This window comes from Pseudomonas palleroniana (assembly GCF_022836895.1).
In the GTDB taxonomy this organism is placed as follows: domain Bacteria; phylum Pseudomonadota; class Gammaproteobacteria; order Pseudomonadales; family Pseudomonadaceae; genus Aquipseudomonas; species Aquipseudomonas palleroniana.
The window spans coordinates 6,173,421-6,189,131 of record NZ_CP092411.1; the positions used below are offsets into that span (position 1 = coordinate 6,173,421).

At 60.7% G+C, this 15,711-nt stretch carries 13 protein-coding genes and 2 pseudogenes; 10 read left to right on the top strand and 5 right to left on the bottom strand.

The window, feature by feature from the left end; all coding sequences use genetic code 11:
* Window positions 1-44: 44 nt before the first annotated feature.
* The gene (locus MJP36_RS27750) at window positions 45-1,847 is read left to right on the top strand and encodes an acyl-CoA dehydrogenase (protein ID WP_060755166.1); all 1,803 of its coding nucleotides are present in this window, start codon (window positions 45-47) and stop codon (window positions 1,845-1,847) included.
* Here the strand turns inward: MJP36_RS27750 and MJP36_RS27755 are convergent.
* A complete protein-coding gene (locus MJP36_RS27755) occupies window positions 1,844-2,134 on the bottom strand; it encodes a cell division protein ZapA (protein WP_060755167.1) in 291 nt (96 codons plus the stop codon). The two genes, MJP36_RS27750 and MJP36_RS27755, sit on opposite strands and share 4 nt — an antisense overlap.
* Complete coding sequence (locus MJP36_RS27760) at window positions 2,131-2,361, bottom strand: hypothetical protein (protein WP_058423524.1); 231 nt, start codon at window positions 2,359-2,361, stop codon at window positions 2,131-2,133. The genes MJP36_RS27755 and MJP36_RS27760 overlap by 4 nt, the downstream gene beginning before the upstream one ends.
* A 342-nt stretch (window positions 2,362-2,703) precedes the next feature.
* Here MJP36_RS27760 and MJP36_RS28265 point away from each other — a divergent pair.
* From MJP36_RS28265 to selO, 5 genes and pseudogenes are all read left to right on the top strand, one after another.
* Window positions 2,704-3,360: pseudogene (locus tag MJP36_RS28265) on the top strand (MCP four helix bundle domain-containing protein); the annotation flags it as partial.
* 303 nt (window positions 3,361-3,663) lie between these two features.
* Window positions 3,664-4,263 (top strand): annotated as a pseudogene (locus MJP36_RS28270) (methyl-accepting chemotaxis protein); the annotation flags it as partial.
* Between the two features lie 345 nt (window positions 4,264-4,608).
* Window positions 4,609-6,351, top strand: a complete 1,743-nt coding sequence (locus MJP36_RS27770) for a potassium/proton antiporter (protein WP_060755169.1) — start codon at window positions 4,609-4,611, stop codon at window positions 6,349-6,351.
* A gap of 49 nt (window positions 6,352-6,400) precedes the next feature.
* The gene (gene mscK / locus MJP36_RS27775; protein WP_090367235.1) at window positions 6,401-9,739 is read left to right on the top strand and encodes a mechanosensitive channel MscK; all 3,339 of its coding nucleotides are present in this window, start codon (window positions 6,401-6,403) and stop codon (window positions 9,737-9,739) included.
* A gap of 48 nt (window positions 9,740-9,787) precedes the next feature.
* On the top strand, window positions 9,788-11,251 hold the full coding sequence (gene selO, locus MJP36_RS27780) for a protein adenylyltransferase SelO (protein ID WP_244384545.1): 1,464 nt from the start codon (window positions 9,788-9,790) through the stop codon (window positions 11,249-11,251).
* A 5-nt stretch (window positions 11,252-11,256) separates the two neighbouring features.
* Here the strand turns inward: selO and MJP36_RS27785 are convergent, their stop codons facing one another.
* On the bottom strand, window positions 11,257-11,658 hold the full coding sequence (locus tag MJP36_RS27785) for a helix-turn-helix domain-containing protein (RefSeq protein WP_060755172.1): 402 nt from the start codon (window positions 11,656-11,658) through the stop codon (window positions 11,257-11,259).
* Window positions 11,655-11,951 carry a type II toxin-antitoxin system HigB family toxin gene (locus tag MJP36_RS27790; RefSeq protein WP_060755173.1) on the bottom strand — a complete coding sequence of 99 codons (297 nt, stop codon included), beginning with the start codon at window positions 11,949-11,951 and terminating at the stop codon, window positions 11,655-11,657. Before MJP36_RS27790 ends, MJP36_RS27785 begins: the two co-directional genes overlap by 4 nt.
* A gap of 236 nt (window positions 11,952-12,187) precedes the next feature.
* Between MJP36_RS27790 and trxC the strand changes: the two genes are divergently transcribed.
* Window positions 12,188-12,622 carry a thioredoxin TrxC gene (gene trxC / locus MJP36_RS27795; RefSeq protein ID WP_244384546.1) on the top strand — a complete coding sequence of 145 codons (435 nt, stop codon included), beginning with the start codon at window positions 12,188-12,190 and terminating at the stop codon, window positions 12,620-12,622.
* 219 nt (window positions 12,623-12,841) lie between these two features.
* On the opposite strand, the gene MJP36_RS27800 is transcribed toward trxC, so the two are convergent.
* The gene (locus MJP36_RS27800) at window positions 12,842-13,612 is read right to left on the bottom strand and encodes a ParA family protein (RefSeq protein ID WP_060755175.1); all 771 of its coding nucleotides are present in this window, start codon (window positions 13,610-13,612) and stop codon (window positions 12,842-12,844) included.
* A 336-nt stretch (window positions 13,613-13,948) separates the two neighbouring features.
* Between MJP36_RS27800 and MJP36_RS27805 the strand changes: the two genes are divergently transcribed.
* Genes MJP36_RS27805 through MJP36_RS27815 form a run of 3 tightly spaced genes read left to right on the top strand, consistent with a single transcriptional unit; the run spans window position 13,949 to window position 15,706 of the window.
* Window positions 13,949-14,671 carry a beta-ketoacyl synthase chain length factor gene (locus MJP36_RS27805; RefSeq protein WP_090367241.1) on the top strand — a complete coding sequence of 241 codons (723 nt, stop codon included), beginning with the start codon at window positions 13,949-13,951 and terminating at the stop codon, window positions 14,669-14,671.
* Window positions 14,647-15,459 carry a lysophospholipid acyltransferase family protein gene (locus MJP36_RS27810; RefSeq protein ID WP_060755177.1) on the top strand — a complete coding sequence of 271 codons (813 nt, stop codon included), beginning with the start codon at window positions 14,647-14,649 and terminating at the stop codon, window positions 15,457-15,459. The genes MJP36_RS27805 and MJP36_RS27810 overlap by 25 nt, the downstream gene beginning before the upstream one ends.
* The gene (locus MJP36_RS27815) at window positions 15,437-15,706 is read left to right on the top strand and encodes a phosphopantetheine-binding protein (RefSeq protein ID WP_060755178.1); all 270 of its coding nucleotides are present in this window, start codon (window positions 15,437-15,439) and stop codon (window positions 15,704-15,706) included. The genes MJP36_RS27810 and MJP36_RS27815 overlap by 23 nt, the downstream gene beginning before the upstream one ends.
* The last annotated feature ends 5 nt before the right edge of the window (window positions 15,707-15,711 follow it).

Here is a 15,711-nt window from a genome sequence, read left to right on the forward strand (position 1 = left end):
TCGCGCACTTAGACTCAGGCCAATTCCTCTAAAGGTAACCCGCCATGTCCGAGTCGCTGCTCAGTTCCCGCAACCTGGCTTTCGAGCTGTATGAAGTCCTCGATGCCGAGGGCCTGACCCAGCGCGAGCGGTTTGCCGAACACACCCGCGAGACGTTCGACGCCGCCATCGGCACGGCGCGAAACATCGCTGAAAAGTACTTTGCCCCCCATAACCGCAAGAACGATGAAAACGAGCCGCGCTATGCAGACGGCGCGGCAGTTCTGATTCCGGAAGTGAAGCCCGCCGTGGATGCCTTCCTCGAAGCCGGCTTTCTCAATGCCGCCCGTAGCTTCGAAGCCGGCGGCATGCAACTGCCCACTCTGCTGTCTCAAGCCTGTTTCGCGCATTTTCAGTCAGCCAACGCGGCATCGACGTCCTATCCGTTCCTGACCATGGGCGCCGCCAACCTGATCGAAAGCTTCGGTACCGAAGAACAGAAACAGCGCTTTCTGCAGCCGATGATCGACGGCCGCTTCTTCGGCACCATGGCCCTCACCGAGCCCCACGCCGGCTCGTCGCTGTCGGATATCCGTACACGTGCAGAACCTGCCGCCGATGGCACTTATCGACTCAAGGGCAATAAGATTTTCATCTCCGGCGGCGACCACCCGTTGTCGGAAAACATTGTGCACATGGTGCTGGCCAAGCTGCCGGATGCGCCGCCAGGGGTGAAAGGCATTTCGCTGTTTATCGTGCCCAAGTTCCTGGTCAACGACGATGGCAGCCTCGGCGCGCGCAACGATGTGCTGCTGGCCGGGCTGTTTCACAAAATGGGCTGGCGCGGCACCACTTCCACAGCGCTCAACTTCGGCGATAACGGCAACTGTGTCGGTTATCTGGTGGGCAAACCGCACCAGGGCCTTAGCTGCATGTTTCAGATGATGAATGAGGCACGCATCGGTGTCGGCATGGGCGCCGTGATGCTTGGGTACGCCGGTTACCTGTATTCACTGGAATATGCGCGTGAGCGCCCGCAGGGTCGCCTGCCCGATAGCAAAGATCCTACGACAGCACCGGTCTCGATCATTCAGCACGCCGACATCAAGCGCATGCTGCTGACCCAAAAGTCCTACGTGGAAGGCGCGTTCGACCTTGGCCTCTACGCCGCACGGCTATTTGACGACACCACCACCCTGGAGACCGAGGCCGAGCGCAAGCAAGCCCACGAGCTGCTGGACCTGCTCACGCCCATCGTCAAATCCTGGCCGTCGGAGTTTTGCCTCAAGGCTAATGAACTGGCGATCCAGATTCTCGGGGGCCACGGCTACACCCGTGAATACCCGGTTGAGCAGTATTACCGCGACAACCGTCTGAACCCGATCCACGAAGGGACCCATGGCATTCAGTCCCTGGACTTGCTCGGGCGTAAATTGGCGCAGAACGGTGGTGCGGGTCTCAAGCAGTTGATTCGATTGATCGCCGAGACGGGCGCACGGGCACAAGCCTATCCGTCACTGAACGCATTGCGTGAGCCACTGGAACACCTGGTCAACCGCTTGCAAAGCGTGACGATCGGCCTGCTGACGGATCTGGCCCAAGGCAAGGTCAACAGCAGCCTGGCGAACTCGGCGCTGTACTTGAAAGTGTTCGGGCATACGGTGATTGGCTGGCGCTGGCTGGAACAGGCGATACGCGCCGAGGAAGGGCTGGCCAGGGGGAATGCGGCCGACGTCGCCTTCTATAAAGGCAAGCTCCAGGCTGCCCGGTACTTCCTGACCTGGGAAGTGCCGAGCTGCCATCATGAACTGGCGATTCTGGAGGCACGCGACGATACGTGCCTGGGGATGCAGGATGACTGGTTCTAGGGCTGGATGGCCTTGGAAATCACTTCGACCGTGGCGCTGACTTGCTCTTGGTAACGGTCGAGCTCCTGCTGGTGACGCTGTTGCATTTCGATCTGCTCGGCGCACAGGTTCAGCGCGGCCAGTACCAATAACTTGTCACCGATCAGGGTCGGGTACTTTTTCTTGGTGGTGGCCAACGAGGCCTTGAGCAGGGTCACGGCGTGCATCAGGGTTTGGTCTTCCCCGGCCGGAGCCTTGATCGAGTAATCCTCTCCGAGAATCGAAACGACCTTTATCCCTTCATTCATGCGCTGACAGGCCCTGCGCTCACACGCTCAACCAACGCCTGGATGCGAGCGGCGGTGGCGCCGTGCTTTTCTTCCTGTTCCATCAGGCTCAGTTGCAGGCTGTCGTTTTCATCCTTGGCGCGGGCCAGTTCCGCCTTGAGGGACTCGTTGCTGCCCAGCAGGTCCTGGTTCTGCTGTACAAGGTCGCTGACCAATTGTTCCAATTGACTGAGAGATGCTTCTAACATTTTGATTTCTCGGGCTTTTAAAAGGGCGGTGACGATAAAGAAAATTCACCTCGGATGCCAGGCTTATCCCCGGCGCGCAGCCCGTTTTTTAAGGGCCGGGCCGCACTTTCGGAGCCTTAGTGACTGCAATTCCCCCATCTGGTTCCTGAATCGGTTTAACCCCTCGTCCGATGCGACAAAAGCGCGCACGCCCTTAAGACTTTAGTCGCATGGCCGATAGCCGATGCATACCCGTCTCAAGACCGCATGGATCGCGCTTCTTCCCAGGATTCCCGCATGTCTCTCCGTAATATGAATATCGCTCCGAGGGCCTTCCTCGGCTTCGCGTTTATTGGCGCACTGATGTTGTGTCTGGGCGTGTTCGCCTTGAACCAGATGAGCAAGATCCGCGCAGCCACCGAAGCCATCACCCTGAGCAGCGTGCCGAGCATCCGCGCCCTGGACGAGTTCACCCAACTGACCCTGCGCCTGCGAGTGCTGTCGTACCGCCTGCTGACTAACCGCGAGCCGGACGTGCAGCAAAAGACCCTGGATGCCTTCGACCTGCGCAATCAGCAGATCCGCACAGCCCAGGCCGTCTACGAAAAGCTGATCAGCAGCCCTGAAGAACGCAATGCCTACGAGGAGTACGTACGCCTGCTGGGCCAGTACCACCAGATTGAAGAACGCATGAAGAGCCTGTCGCGCGCCAATCAGATCGAAGCCCTGCGCGACCTGCTGAACACGCAATTGTTGGACAACTCCGAGCAGGTCAATGCCGTGTTGACCCGCCTGCTGGACATCAATAACAACGATGCCAATGCCGCCAACCTGCAAGCCAAAAACCAGTACGACATGGCCTTTGACCTGGTAGTGGGCCTGCTGATCATCGCCACGGGGCTGACGCTGTTGTTCGCCTGGTTGCTGACCCGCAGCATCACCGTGCCGATTTCCCAGGCTCTGGAAGCGGCCGAAGAAGTGGCTGAAGGCAACCTGACCCGCCCGATCAAGGTCGACGGCAACGACGAAGCCGGCCGCCTGCTGGCCGCCATGGCCAAGATGCAGGACAAGCTGCGCGACACTCTGCAACGCATCGCCGGCTCCGCCACCCAGCTGGCGTCCGCCGCCGAAGAACTGAACGCCGTCACCGACGAAAGCGCTCGCGGCCTGACCCAGCAGAACAACGAAATCGAACAGGCTGCCACTGCCGTCAACGAGATGACCAGCGCCGTCGAAGAAGTCGCACGTAATGCGGTCAGCACCTCGGAGGCCTCGCGCAACGCCACCACGTCGGCCGGCGACGGACGTGATCTGGTACAGGAAACCGTCAGTGCCATCGAACGCATGAGCAGCGACGTGCAAGCCACCGCCACCCTGATTGGCGAGCTGGCCAACGAATCGCGTGACATCGGCAAGGTGCTGGACGTGATTCGCGGCCTGGCCGACCAGACCAACCTGCTGGCCTTGAACGCGGCGATTGAAGCGGCGCGTGCCGGTGAAGCCGGTCGTGGCTTCGCCGTGGTCGCCGATGAAGTGCGGGCGCTGGCCCACCGCACTCAGCAATCGACCAGTGAGATCGAACGGATGATCGGCAGCATTCAGACCGGCACCGGGCATGCGGTGGACTCGATGCGTAACAGCACCGAACGCGCAGAATCCACGCTGAACATTGCCAAAGGGGCAGGCATGTCCCTGGACACTATCAACACCGCGATCATCGAGATCAACGAGCGCAACCTGGTGATCGCCAGCGCAGCGGAAGAACAGGCACAGGTGGCGCGTGAAGTGGACCGTAACCTGGTGAACATTCGTGATCTGTCGGTGCAGTCGGCAACCGGTGCCAGCCAGACCAGTACGGCGAGCAGTGAGTTGTCGCGCCTGGCAGTGGATTTGAACGGGATGGTGAGCCGTTTCCGCCTCTGACTGGACACCACTGGCTTGAAAATGTGGGAGAGGGCAAGCCCTAATGCCAGTGAGTTAAATGGTGGAATGTAGAACACATCATCTGTAGTGAGCGGGCTTGCCCCGCGCTGGGTGGCGCAGCCGCCCCGAACCCAGGCACCTCGGTCCTTCTGAAATACCGCGGTGTCTTTGTTGGGGCGGCGTTGCCACCCAGCGCGGGGCAAGCCCGCTCACTACAGGGAAATTGTTTGTATCGGAGCCTGCCGAAAAGCTTTTGACAGCGCAGCAATTCAACAGGTTAGAATCGCTGGCACGCAGACTGCATGGTCAGTTTGCGCCCGTCTTCCCAGCCCTGGAGTACTGCCTTTGAATGCAACGACCATCAACAGCCTGTTCTTGATCGGCGCGTTGCTGGTGGGTGCGAGCATTCTGGTGAGTTCCCTTTCGTCCCGCTTAGGGATTCCGATCCTGGTGATCATCCTGGCCGTGGGCATGGTCGCCGGCGTGGATGGCGGCGGCATCATCTTCGACAACTACCCGACCGCCTACCTGGTGGGCAACCTCGCCCTGGCCGTGATCCTGCTCGACGGCGGCTTGCGCACGCGGGTGGCGAGTTTCCGCGTGGCACTCTGGCCAGCGTTATCGCTGGCCACGGTGGGGGTGTTGATTACCACCGGCCTGACGGGCATGGCGGCGGCCTGGCTATTTGACCTGAATCTCATCCAGGGCTTGCTGATCGGCGCAATCGTCGGCTCCACGGACGCCGCCGCGGTGTTTTCGCTGCTGGGCGGCAAGGGCCTGAACGAACGGGTTACCGCCAGCCTGGAAATCGAGTCCGGCAGCAACGACCCGATGGCGGTGTTCCTCACCGTGACCCTGATCGACATGCTCGCCAGCGGCCAGACCGGCCTGCACTGGAGCCTGCTGACGCACCTGATCCGCGAGTTCGGCATCGGTGGCATCATCGGCCTGGGCGGCGGCTGGCTGATGCTGCAGATGGTCAACCGCATCAACCTGGCCACCGGCCTGTACCCGATCCTGGTGATCGCCGGCGGCCTGGTGGTATTCGCCCTGACCAACGCCCTGCATGGCAGCGGCTTCCTCGCCGTGTACCTGTGCGGCCTGGTCATCGGTAACCGGCCGGTGCGCAGCCGTCATGGCATTTTGCATATGCTCGACGGCATGGCGTGGCTGGCACAGATCGGCATGTTCCTGGTGCTGGGCCTGCTGGTCACGCCCCATGACTTGCTGCCGATTGCCCTGCCGGCCCTGGGCCTGGCGCTGTGGATGATTCTGTTTGCGCGACCGCTGTCCGTGATCGTCGGCCTGTTGCCGTTCAAGGCGTTTCATGGTCGCGAAAAAGCCTTTATCGCCTGGGTCGGCCTGCGCGGCGCGGTGCCGATCATCCTCGCGGTATTCCCGCTGATGGCCGGGCTGCCCCATGCTCAGCTGTACTTCAACCTGGCGTTCTTTATCGTGCTGGTCTCGTTGCTGGTGCAAGGCACCAGCCTGCCGTGGGTGGCCAAACTGCTCAAGGTCACCGTACCGCCGGAACCGGCACCGATCTCCCGTGCAGCGCTGGAAGTACACGTCACCAGTGAGTGGGAGTTGTTCGTCTACCGCCTGGGCGCGGAGAAGTGGTGCATCGGCGCCGCCCTGCGCGAACTGAAAATGCCCGAGGGCACGCGGATCGCCGCCCTGTTCCGGGGCCAGCAACTGCTCCATCCGTCGGGTAGTACGGTGCTTGAAGTCGACGATCTGCTCTGCGTGATCGGTCACGAACACAACCTGCCGGCCCTGGGCAAACTGTTCAGCCAGGCGCCGCAACGCGGCCTGGATCTGCGTTTCTTCGGCGACTTCGTCCTGGAAGGCGACGCCCAGCTGGGCGCGGTGTCGGCCCTGTACGGCCTCAAGCTCGAAGGCATCGACCCGGACATGCCGCTGAGCAGCTTCATCACCCAGAAAGTCGGCGGCGCACCTATCGTCGGCGACCAGGTGGAATGGAACAACACCATCTGGACCGTCGCTGTCATGGACGGGAACAAGATTGGTAAAGTCGGCGTCAGATTTCCCGAAGGAAGTCGCCCGGGCCCCGGACTCTTCCTCTAAACTGCGGGGCCACAATGCCCCGATTCTTCACCTTGCTCGACCGGTCTCTATGCCAACCTTGCGCACTTATCTCGCCACTGCCCTGCTGAGCCTGACCCTGTGTGTCGGCATCGTCCATGCCGCCGAGCCGCCCAGCGCCGACGCCATCCAGCAAAGCCTGGACAAGCTGCCCGACCGCAAGCTGCCCGATGCCGATATGAAGGCGCTGCAGACCATCCTGCAACAGACCCTGACCTTTTTGGGCAACAAGCAGGATTACGAGCAGCGCCTCATCGACCTCAAGCGCCAACTGGAAGACGCTCCGCGCCAGACTAGCGAAAACCAGCGCGAACTGGTGCGGCTCAAGGCCACCAAAATCATCCCGGTGGCGCAGCGCTACGCGAGCCTGCCGGTGCCGCAGCTTGAACAACTGCTGGTGCAACGCTCCACCCAGCAAGGCGACCTGCAAAAAGAACTGGCCGACGCCAACAGCCTGACCATCGCCGCCCAGACCCGCCCCGAGCGTGCGCAGACCGAAATCAGCAACAGCCAGACGCGTATCCAGCAGATCAACGCGACCCTCAAGCTTGGTAAAGACAACGGCAAGACCCTCAGCGGCGACCAGCGCAACCAGCTGAATGCCGAACTCGCCTCCCTGAATGCGCTGATCCCGCTGCGCCGCCAGGAACTGGCCGGCAACAGCCAACTGCAAGACCTGGGCAACAGCCAGCATGATCTGGTGGTCGAAAAGACCGCCCGCCTGGAACAAGAGATCCAGGACCTGCAAACCCTGATCAACCAGAAGCGCCTGGCCCAGTCCCAACAGACGGTGACCCAGCAGTCCATCGAAGCGCAAAAAGCCGGCAGCAGCAGCCTGCTGGCCTCCGAGAGCGCAGCCAACCTCAAACTCTCCGACTACCTGCTCAAAAGTACCGACCGCCTCAACGACCTGACCCAGAAGAACCTGGAGACCAAACAGCAACTGGACACCGTGACCCAGAGCGACTCGGCCCTGGACGAGCAAATCAACGTGCTCAAGGGCAGCCTGCTGCTGTCCAAGATCCTCTACAAGCAAAAGCAGGCGTTGCCGCGCCTCACCGTCGACCGCAACCTGGCAGACGACATCGCCAACATTCGCTTGTACCAGTTCGAGGTCAACCAGCAACGCGAGCTGATCAGCACCCCCAGCAGCTATGTCGATAACCTGCTGGCCAACCAGCCGCCGGATGAAGTCACCCCGCAACTGCGCCGTACCCTGCTGGAACTGGCGATCACGCGCAGCGACCTGCTGGAGCGCCTGAGCCGGGAACTGAGCGCGCTGCTCAATGAATCCATCACCCTGCAACTGAACCAGAAACAACTGCTCAGCACCGCCAGCAACCTGCGCGCGACCCTGGATGAGCAAATGTTCTGGATCCCCAGCAACAAGCCGCTGGATACCGAATGGCTGGAAACCGTACCGGATCACCTGAGCAAGCAGATCACCACGCTGCCCTGGGCCTCCAGCGTCAGCGAACTGTATGACGGCCTGACTCAACGCCCGCTGCTGTTCCTGCCATTGCTGCTGTTGATCGGTGCCTTGCTGTGGCGACGCAAAGCCCTGTACCAGCGCCTGAACAAGGTCCACCTGGACATCGGCCACTTCAAGCGCGACAGCCAGTGGCACACACCGCAGGCGATCCTGATCAATATCCTGCTGGCATTGCCGGTCTCCCTGGGCCTGGCGTTGTGCGGCTATGCCCTGCAGATCGACGCTCGCGGGCAAAACGCCAACCTGGGCGTCGCACTGCTGCTGATTGCCCAAGCGTGGCTGGTGTTCTACACCGCCTACAGAATTCTCGCGCCGGGCGGTGTGGCTGAACTGCATTTCCGCTGGGAGCGGCCTCAGGTGGCCTTTCTCCAGGGTTGGATACGCAAACTCGGGCTGGTCGTACTGGCGCTGGTTGCCGTGGTGGCCATCGCCGAACATCAACCGGCGGCGCTGGCCGACGACGTGCTGGGCATCGGCGTGGTACTGACCTGTTACGCACTGATGGCCTGGCTGCTCGGTCGCCTGCTGCTGAACAGCCCAACTCACGAAAAAGCCTCGCTGTTCCGAAAAGTCGTAGGGCTGGTGTTTACCGCCCTGCCCATCGCGCTGTTTATCGCGGTGTGCTTCGGCTACTACTATACCGCGCTCAAACTCAGCGACCGTCTGATCAACACCCTGTACCTGCTGATGCTCTGGCTGGTCATCGAGGCCACTTTCGCACGCGGCCTGGGCGTTGCCGCACGACGCCTGGCCTATGCCCGGGCCCTGGCCAAACGCCAGGCCGCCAAGGAAGCCGGTGATGGCGAAGCCGTGATCGAAGAACCGACCCTGGATATCGAGCAGGTCAACGAACAATCCATGCGCCTGATCCGCCTGGCCTTGCTGGGCGGCTTCATTGCGGCGCTGTACTGGGTGTGGAAAGACCTGATCACCGTGTTCTCCTACCTGGACAACGTGACCCTCTACGAATACACCAGCGGCACCGGCGCCAACATCAGCATGGTGCCGATCAGCATCGGCGACCTGCTCGGCGCTTCGATCATCGTCGGCATCACCTTCGCCCTGGCGCGCAACCTGCCCGGCCTGCTGGAAGTCTTGGTGCTGTCCAAGCTGGACCTGGCCCAGGGCAGCGCCTACGCCACCACCACCTTGCTGTCGTATGTGATTGCCGGCGTCGGCTTCGTCTCTACCCTGTCCACCCTCGGTGTGAGCTGGGACAAGTTGCAATGGCTGGTGGCGGCGCTGTCGGTGGGGTTGGGGTTCGGGATGCAGGAGATTTTCGCCAACTTCATCTCCGGCATCATGATCCTGTTCGAACGCCCGGTGCGCATCGGCGACACCATTACCATCGGCAACCTGTCGGGCACGGTGAGCAAGATCCGCATCCGCGCCACCACCATTACCGACTTCGACCGCAAAGACATCATTGTCCCGAACAAGACATTCATCACCGGGCAACTGATCAACTGGTCGCTGACCGACACCATCACCCGCGTCACCCTGAAACTGGGCGTGGACTACGGCTCCGACCTGGACCGCGTGAAAGAGCTGCTGCTCAAGGCTGCCCGCGAAAACCCGCGGGTGCTCAAGGAGCCGGAGCCGCATGTGTACTTCCTCAACTTCGGCGAAAGCACCCTCGACCACGAACTGCGCATGCACGTGCGTGACCTGGGCGACCGCAACCCGGTGATCGACGAAGTGAACCGCTTTATCAACCGCGAGTTCAAGAAAGAGCACATCAACATTTCGTTCCGCCAGATGGAGGTTTACTTGAAAAACCTGCACGGCCAGGAATACAAACTGGTGGAAGTCGACCCGCCGACCCAGCCCGCCAACGACGGCGGTGTGCAAGAACCGCCGCCCAGCAAACTCGACTAACGGCGTTATCCCCAGCAGAATGCTCGGACATTCTGCTGGAGATGGCCGGTGAAAGCCCTCGACGAACTGACCTTCGACAACCGTTTCGCACGCCTGGGCGACGCGTTCTCAACCCACGTACTGCCTGAACCCCTCGACGAACCGCGCCTGGTCGTAGCCAGCGACGCCGCCATGGCCCTGCTCGACCTTGACCCCGCCGTGGCCGACACACCGGTGTTCGCCGAGCTATTTGGCGGCCACAAGCTGTGGGCCGAGGCGCAACCACGGGCGATGGTCTATTCCGGGCATCAGTTCGGCGGCTATACCCCGCAACTGGGTGACGGCCGTGGGCTGTTACTGGGCGAGGTGTACAACGACGCGGGCGAGCACTGGGACCTGCACCTCAAGGGCGCCGGCATGACGCCTTACTCACGGATGGGTGATGGGCGCGCCGTGTTGCGCTCATCGATCCGCGAGTTCCTGGCCTCTGAAGCCCTGCATGCGTTGGGCATCCCCAGCAGCCGCGCCTTATGCGTGATCGGCTCCAGCACACCGGTATGGCGTGAAAAACAGGAGCGTGGCGCGATGGTGCTGCGCCTGGCGCCCAGCCATATCCGCTTCGGGCATTTCGAGTATTTCTACTACACCCAGAAGCCCGAGCAGCAGGCGCAGTTGGCCGAACATGTGCTGAACCTGCATTACCCCGAGTGCCGGGAACAGCCCGAACCGTACCTGGCAATGTTCCGCGAAATCGTCGAGCGCAACGCCGAGATGATCGCCAAATGGCAGGCTTACGGCTTCTGCCATGGGGTGATGAACACCGACAACATGTCGATCCTGGGCATCACCTTCGACTTCGGGCCGTTTGCGTTTCTCGATGATTTCGACGCGCACTTCATCTGCAACCACTCCGATCATGAAGGGCGTTACTCATTCAGCAACCAGGTGCCGATCGGGCAGTGGAACCTCAGCGCATTGGCCCAGGCGCTCACCCCGTTTATCAGCGTCGATGCGTTGAAAGAAGCCCTTGGCCTGTACCTGCCGCTGTATCAGGCGCATTACCTGGACCTGATGCGTCGCCGGCTGGGGCTGACCACCGCCGAAGATGATGACCAGAAATTGGTCGAACGCCTGCTGAAGCTGATGCAGAACAGCGGCGTGGACTACACGCTGTTCTTCCGCCGCCTGGGGGATGAGCCGGCGGCACTGTCAGTGGCACGTCTGCGCGATGATTTTGTCGACCTGGCCGGGTTTGACGCCTGGGCCGAGCTGTACAAGGCTCGTGTTGAACGCGATGGCGACGGCAGCGAAGAACAGCGCCGTGCGCGGATGCATGCGGTGAACCCGCTGTACATCTTGCGCAACTACCTTGCGCAAAACGCTATTGCCGCCGCCGAGTCCGGGGATTACAGCGAAGTGCGGCGGCTGCATGAGGTGCTTTCCAAGCCGTTCGAGGCGCAAGCGGGAATGGAGCAATACGCGCAGCGACCACCGGATTGGGGTAAGCATCTGGAGATCAGTTGTTCGTCTTGAAGCCCTTAGATAAAGGTCTCCACTGAAACGCCAAAACGCTCAGCCAGCCAACGAATTTGCCGCACGTTGAGCTGGCGCTTTCCGCTCAGTATTTCAGAAACCACGGACTGGGCGCCGACGCCCGGCAAGTCGCTCTGGGTAAGGTTATGCTCGCGCATCATGTATCGCAGAACATCGACGCCACTGGCGACGGGCATTGGGCGATGCTTTTGATCGTAGGCTTCGATCCAGTCGCTGAGAATGTCCACCAAGCTCATCAGAGGGCTGTCTTCAACCTCACCGATCAGGCTCAATAACTCGTCCAAACCGCACACCAGCGCATCATAGTCCGCCTCGCTTTCTGGTTTGCGCAGCACCGGCGAAACGAACTGCCAGTGTTCAGCCGCTACTCGCATGAGTGCGCTCATCTGATTTTTTCCTTCCATTTATCTTTCTCATAATCGCGGTGATCAAGCAGATGCTTGATGTAAACGCGCTGCACCTGATACGCCACGCAAGCAATCAACCTCAGCTTGTTACCCCCGATATCAAACACGTGAAACTCTCCGACCTTGTCAGTGGCGGGGAACATGGTTTTCATCGACGCAAAGTCTTTGGGGGAGTTGCGCTTGATTACGCGATACCACTGATCCAACGCCATCGCTGAGCGCGGCCACTTTTCCTTGGCTTCCCAGATCCTTTTTTCACTGATGACTCGCATGCAACATCCTTATCGCATCTTGCTATGAAGGCTAAGCTCGAATTGCGACTATCGCAATTTGCTATAGCCACAAACAGACCAACGGCTCAGAACAAAACCGGCTTTAGCAGCCTAGGCAGCCGAACTCAGATCGACACAGGCAAAACTGTGAACGGATAAGTCTCCTCTTCCAACCTTGATAACCCCCAGACTTGGCTCCAAATACACTCCACTGGCCACACCCAAGGAGCGCATCCATGTCCGAACCTCTCGTCATTCCCTGCCCACATTGCAACGGCCTCAACCGCATCCCCGGCGAACGCCTGGGTGATGCGCCCAAATGCGGGCGTTGCAAGCAAGCGGTTTTGTTGAACAAGCCTTTCGAGCTGAAGCAAGGCGACTACGCCAGCCAGATCAAGGGGGATTTACCGTTACTGGTGGATGTATGGGCCGACTGGTGCGGGCCGTGCAAGTCGTTTGCACCGGTGTTCGAACAGGCGGCAGGGCAACTGCAAGGCAAGTGCCGGCTGGCCAAGCTGGACAGCGAGGCCAACCAGCAGTTATCGGCGCAGTTGGGCATTCGCTCGATCCCGAGTTTGATCCTGTTCAAGAACGGCCGTGAAGTGGCGCGTCAGAGTGGGGCGTTTCCATTGCCGCAGTTGATGAATTGGCTGCACAGCCAGGGCATCTGATCCAACCTCAAGAACAACGCAGACCAAAAGGGGCTTGCTCCCGATAGCGGGCTATCAGCAGCCCCTGTGCTGGCTGACCCACCGCCATCGGGAGCAAGCCCCCTCCCACATTTGACCGCGTTTTACCTAGAGATTTAAGGCGGTGAGGTTATTGCCCGTCCAGGCGTATAAACCAGGGGATCTGCCCCCTCCCACATGAGTTTTGTGTTGCGCCTCAGGTCACGCGTTTTCCAGCAGGTTATGCAACTCTACAAACTGCTGGGTCAGCTTATGTCGTGGGTCCAAGTGGATCAGCGGCTTGCTCTCCTGGTGCGACTCGCGCATGCGCACGGAACTGGCCAGGTACACCGGCAACACCGGCAAGCCTTCGGCGATCAACTCGTCGAGCATTTGCTGCGGCAGGCTCGCCCGGGCCTGGAACTGGTTGACCACAATGCCTTCCACTTCAAGGCCTTCGTTATGGTCTTCCTTCAACTCTTCGATTTCCGCCAGCAGGCCATAAAGGGCCTGGCGCGAGAAGCTGTCGCAATCGAACGGGATCAACACACGATCAGCAGCAATCAGCGCCGAAACCGCATAAAAATTCAAGGCCGGCGGGGTATCCAGGTAGATCCGATCGTAATCTTCACCCAGCTCATCCAGCAGTTTTCGCAGCTTGTTGATCTTGTGCTTGGCCTCAAGCTTGGGCTGCAAATCCGCCAATTCTGCGGTGGCGGTGACCACATGGAGGTTGTCGAACGGGGTTTCGTAGATATCCACCTGGTTTTTCTTGGAGAACGGCCCAGAAGACAGGGTTTGCTTGAAAAAATCGGCGATACCCATGGGGATATCGTCGCCGGTCAGCCCGGTGAGGTACTGGGTTGAGTTGGCTTGTGCATCGAGGTCCACCAACAGGGTTCGATAGCCTTCGCTGGCGCTGACCGCCGCCAGGTTGCAGGCAATGCTGGACTTGCCCACACCGCCTTTCTGATTGAACACCACGCGCCGCATGGAAAAACCTCCGTGTATCAATGAATGTCCCGAGTGTAGAGGGCAAAAGCGCCTGTTAGCTACCTCGTTCATCCGTTCAGCCATACATGACACGCCGATACCAGGACCTCGCATACAAATGAAAGGGACGCGTCCGACGCCCCAACGAGCACCGCGTAAAGGACAATCCGCAAATCTCCACGACTGATTTGTAATCGACGTGCACAAATTTTTACCAAAATTTGCTAGAACCCCACGCCACCGGGATAATGCGCGCCATTCGGCCGTTGCTCCCTGTCCCGGTATTCGGGGCCAACAGCCGCACATGGAAGCCCGCAGGGGCGGGATAACGTCTCAGTGATCAACTTCAACATCGCCCAATGGCGCGCATGGGCTCCTGGCCTCGAGAGCGCGGATGCCTGGCGCACATGGTGCCTGGCCCCGGTGTTGCTGCCTGCCAGCGAAGCCTCCCCCGACGTGTCATTCCTCCCGGCCATGCAGCGCCGGCGCCTGAGCCGCTTGGCGCGCATGGCGTTCAGCGTGGGTTGGCCGCTGGCCGAGGGCCTGCAGGACCTGCCCTTGGTCTTTATCTCCCGCCACGGCGAAACCCCGCGCACCCTCGATATCCTCAGCGACCTGGCCAACGACCAGCCGTTGTCGCCCACCCAGTTCAGCCTGTCGGTGCATAACGCGGTGATTGGCCTGTGGTCGATCCTGCGCAATGAAACCAGCGAAATGACCGCCCTCGCCGCCGCCGGCGATGGCCTGGAGCATGGCCTGCTGGAAGCCGCCGCACTGCTCGACGAAGGGGCGCCGGCCGTGCTGCTGGTGATCACCGAAGAACAGCCGCCCGAAGCCTACGCCAGCTGGATCCACGACGTACCCTTCCCCTACGCTCTGGGCCTGTTGCTGACGCCGGGCGACGAGTGGCAGCTGGAACTCACCACCGGCACTGTCCAACCCAGCACCGCCCAACCGTGGCCCCACGCCCTGAACCTGCTGCGCACCCTGCTGAACGGACAGGACGCCTGCCAACATGCCTGGAAGAACCGTGTATGGAACTGGCAACGCAAGCCCTGACCCGCAAACCGCGGGACGCGTACTACTGGCGCCTGTTCGCCACCGCCGCCAGCTTCGCGCTGTTCGGCCTCGGCGGGCTGTGCCTGCGGTTGCTGGTATTTCCGTTGCTCAGTTGTCTGCCGGGCAGCGCCGACACACATCAGCGCCGTGCGCGCCTGACCATCAGCAGGTTGTTCTGGCTGTTTATCCGCCTGATGCAACGCGCCGGCGTGCTGACCTACAGCGTCGAAGGTGCTGAAAACCTCGGCCGCCCGGGCCAGATGATCATCGCCAACCATCCGTCGCTGATCGACGTGGTGTTCCTGATCGGCCTGGTGCGCCAGGCCAACTGCGTAGTCAAGCAGAGCCTGTGGCAAAACCCCTTCACCCGTGGGCCTGTGCGTGAAGCCGGCTATATCAGCAATGATGGCAGCGCCGAAATGCTCGATGCCGCTGCCGCTGCCCTGCGCGAAGGCCAGACCCTGATCATCTTTCCCGAAGGCACCCGCACCCCACCCGGCGCGACACCCGCCTTTCATCGCGGCGGCGCCGCCATTGCACTGCGCGGTGCGACAATCATTACCCCCGTGGTGATCAAGGTCAGCCCGACCACCCTGACCAAGGCCGAACCCTGGTACCGCATCCCCAAATGCCGCGTGCACTTCAGTTTGCGGGTGGGTGCCGATATAGAACCACAAGCGTTTGCCGCTCTTGGGCCTGCGCCCCAGGCTTCACGCAAGCTCAACGATTACCTGCACCACTATTTCATTAAGGAGCTCGCCGAAGATGAGCGACCAACAACGCCTTGAGCACGACATAAAAACGTTGATCATCGAGGCCCTGGGCCTGGAAGACATCAGCGCCGACGACATCGGCAGCGAACAAACCCTGTTCGGCGAAGGCCTGGGCCTGGACTCGGTCGACGCCCTGGAATTGGGCCTGGCGATCCAGAAAAAGTACGGTATCAAGATCGACGCCGACGCCAAGGACACCCGCAATCACTTCACCAACGTGGCCAGCCTTGCGGCGTTCGTCACAGCCAGACAGGCAGCTTGAGACCG

Excerpts from the sequence above, each read along its gene's own strand:
- MJP36_RS27810 (WP_060755177.1), top strand. The coding sequence starts at position 14,647 with ATGGAACTGGCAACGCAAGCCCTGACCCGCAAACCGCGGGACGCGTAC.
- trxC (WP_244384546.1), top strand. The coding sequence starts at position 12,188 with ATGTCCGAACCTCTCGTCATTCCCTGCCCACATTGCAACGGCCTCAAC.
- MJP36_RS27750 (WP_060755166.1), top strand. The coding sequence starts at position 45 with ATGTCCGAGTCGCTGCTCAGTTCCCGCAACCTGGCTTTCGAGCTGTAT.
- MJP36_RS27800 (WP_060755175.1), bottom strand. The coding sequence starts at position 13,612 with ATGCGGCGCGTGGTGTTCAATCAGAAAGGCGGTGTGGGCAAGTCCAGC.
- MJP36_RS27790 (WP_060755173.1), bottom strand. The coding sequence starts at position 11,951 with ATGCGAGTCATCAGTGAAAAAAGGATCTGGGAAGCCAAGGAAAAGTGG.
- MJP36_RS27755 (WP_060755167.1), bottom strand. The coding sequence starts at position 2,134 with ATGAATGAAGGGATAAAGGTCGTTTCGATTCTCGGAGAGGATTACTCG.
- mscK (WP_090367235.1), top strand. The coding sequence starts at position 6,401 with ATGCCAACCTTGCGCACTTATCTCGCCACTGCCCTGCTGAGCCTGACC.
- MJP36_RS27760 (WP_058423524.1), bottom strand. The coding sequence starts at position 2,361 with ATGTTAGAAGCATCTCTCAGTCAATTGGAACAATTGGTCAGCGACCTT.
- MJP36_RS27785 (WP_060755172.1), bottom strand. The coding sequence starts at position 11,658 with ATGAGCGCACTCATGCGAGTAGCGGCTGAACACTGGCAGTTCGTTTCG.
- MJP36_RS27815 (WP_060755178.1), top strand. The coding sequence starts at position 15,437 with ATGAGCGACCAACAACGCCTTGAGCACGACATAAAAACGTTGATCATC.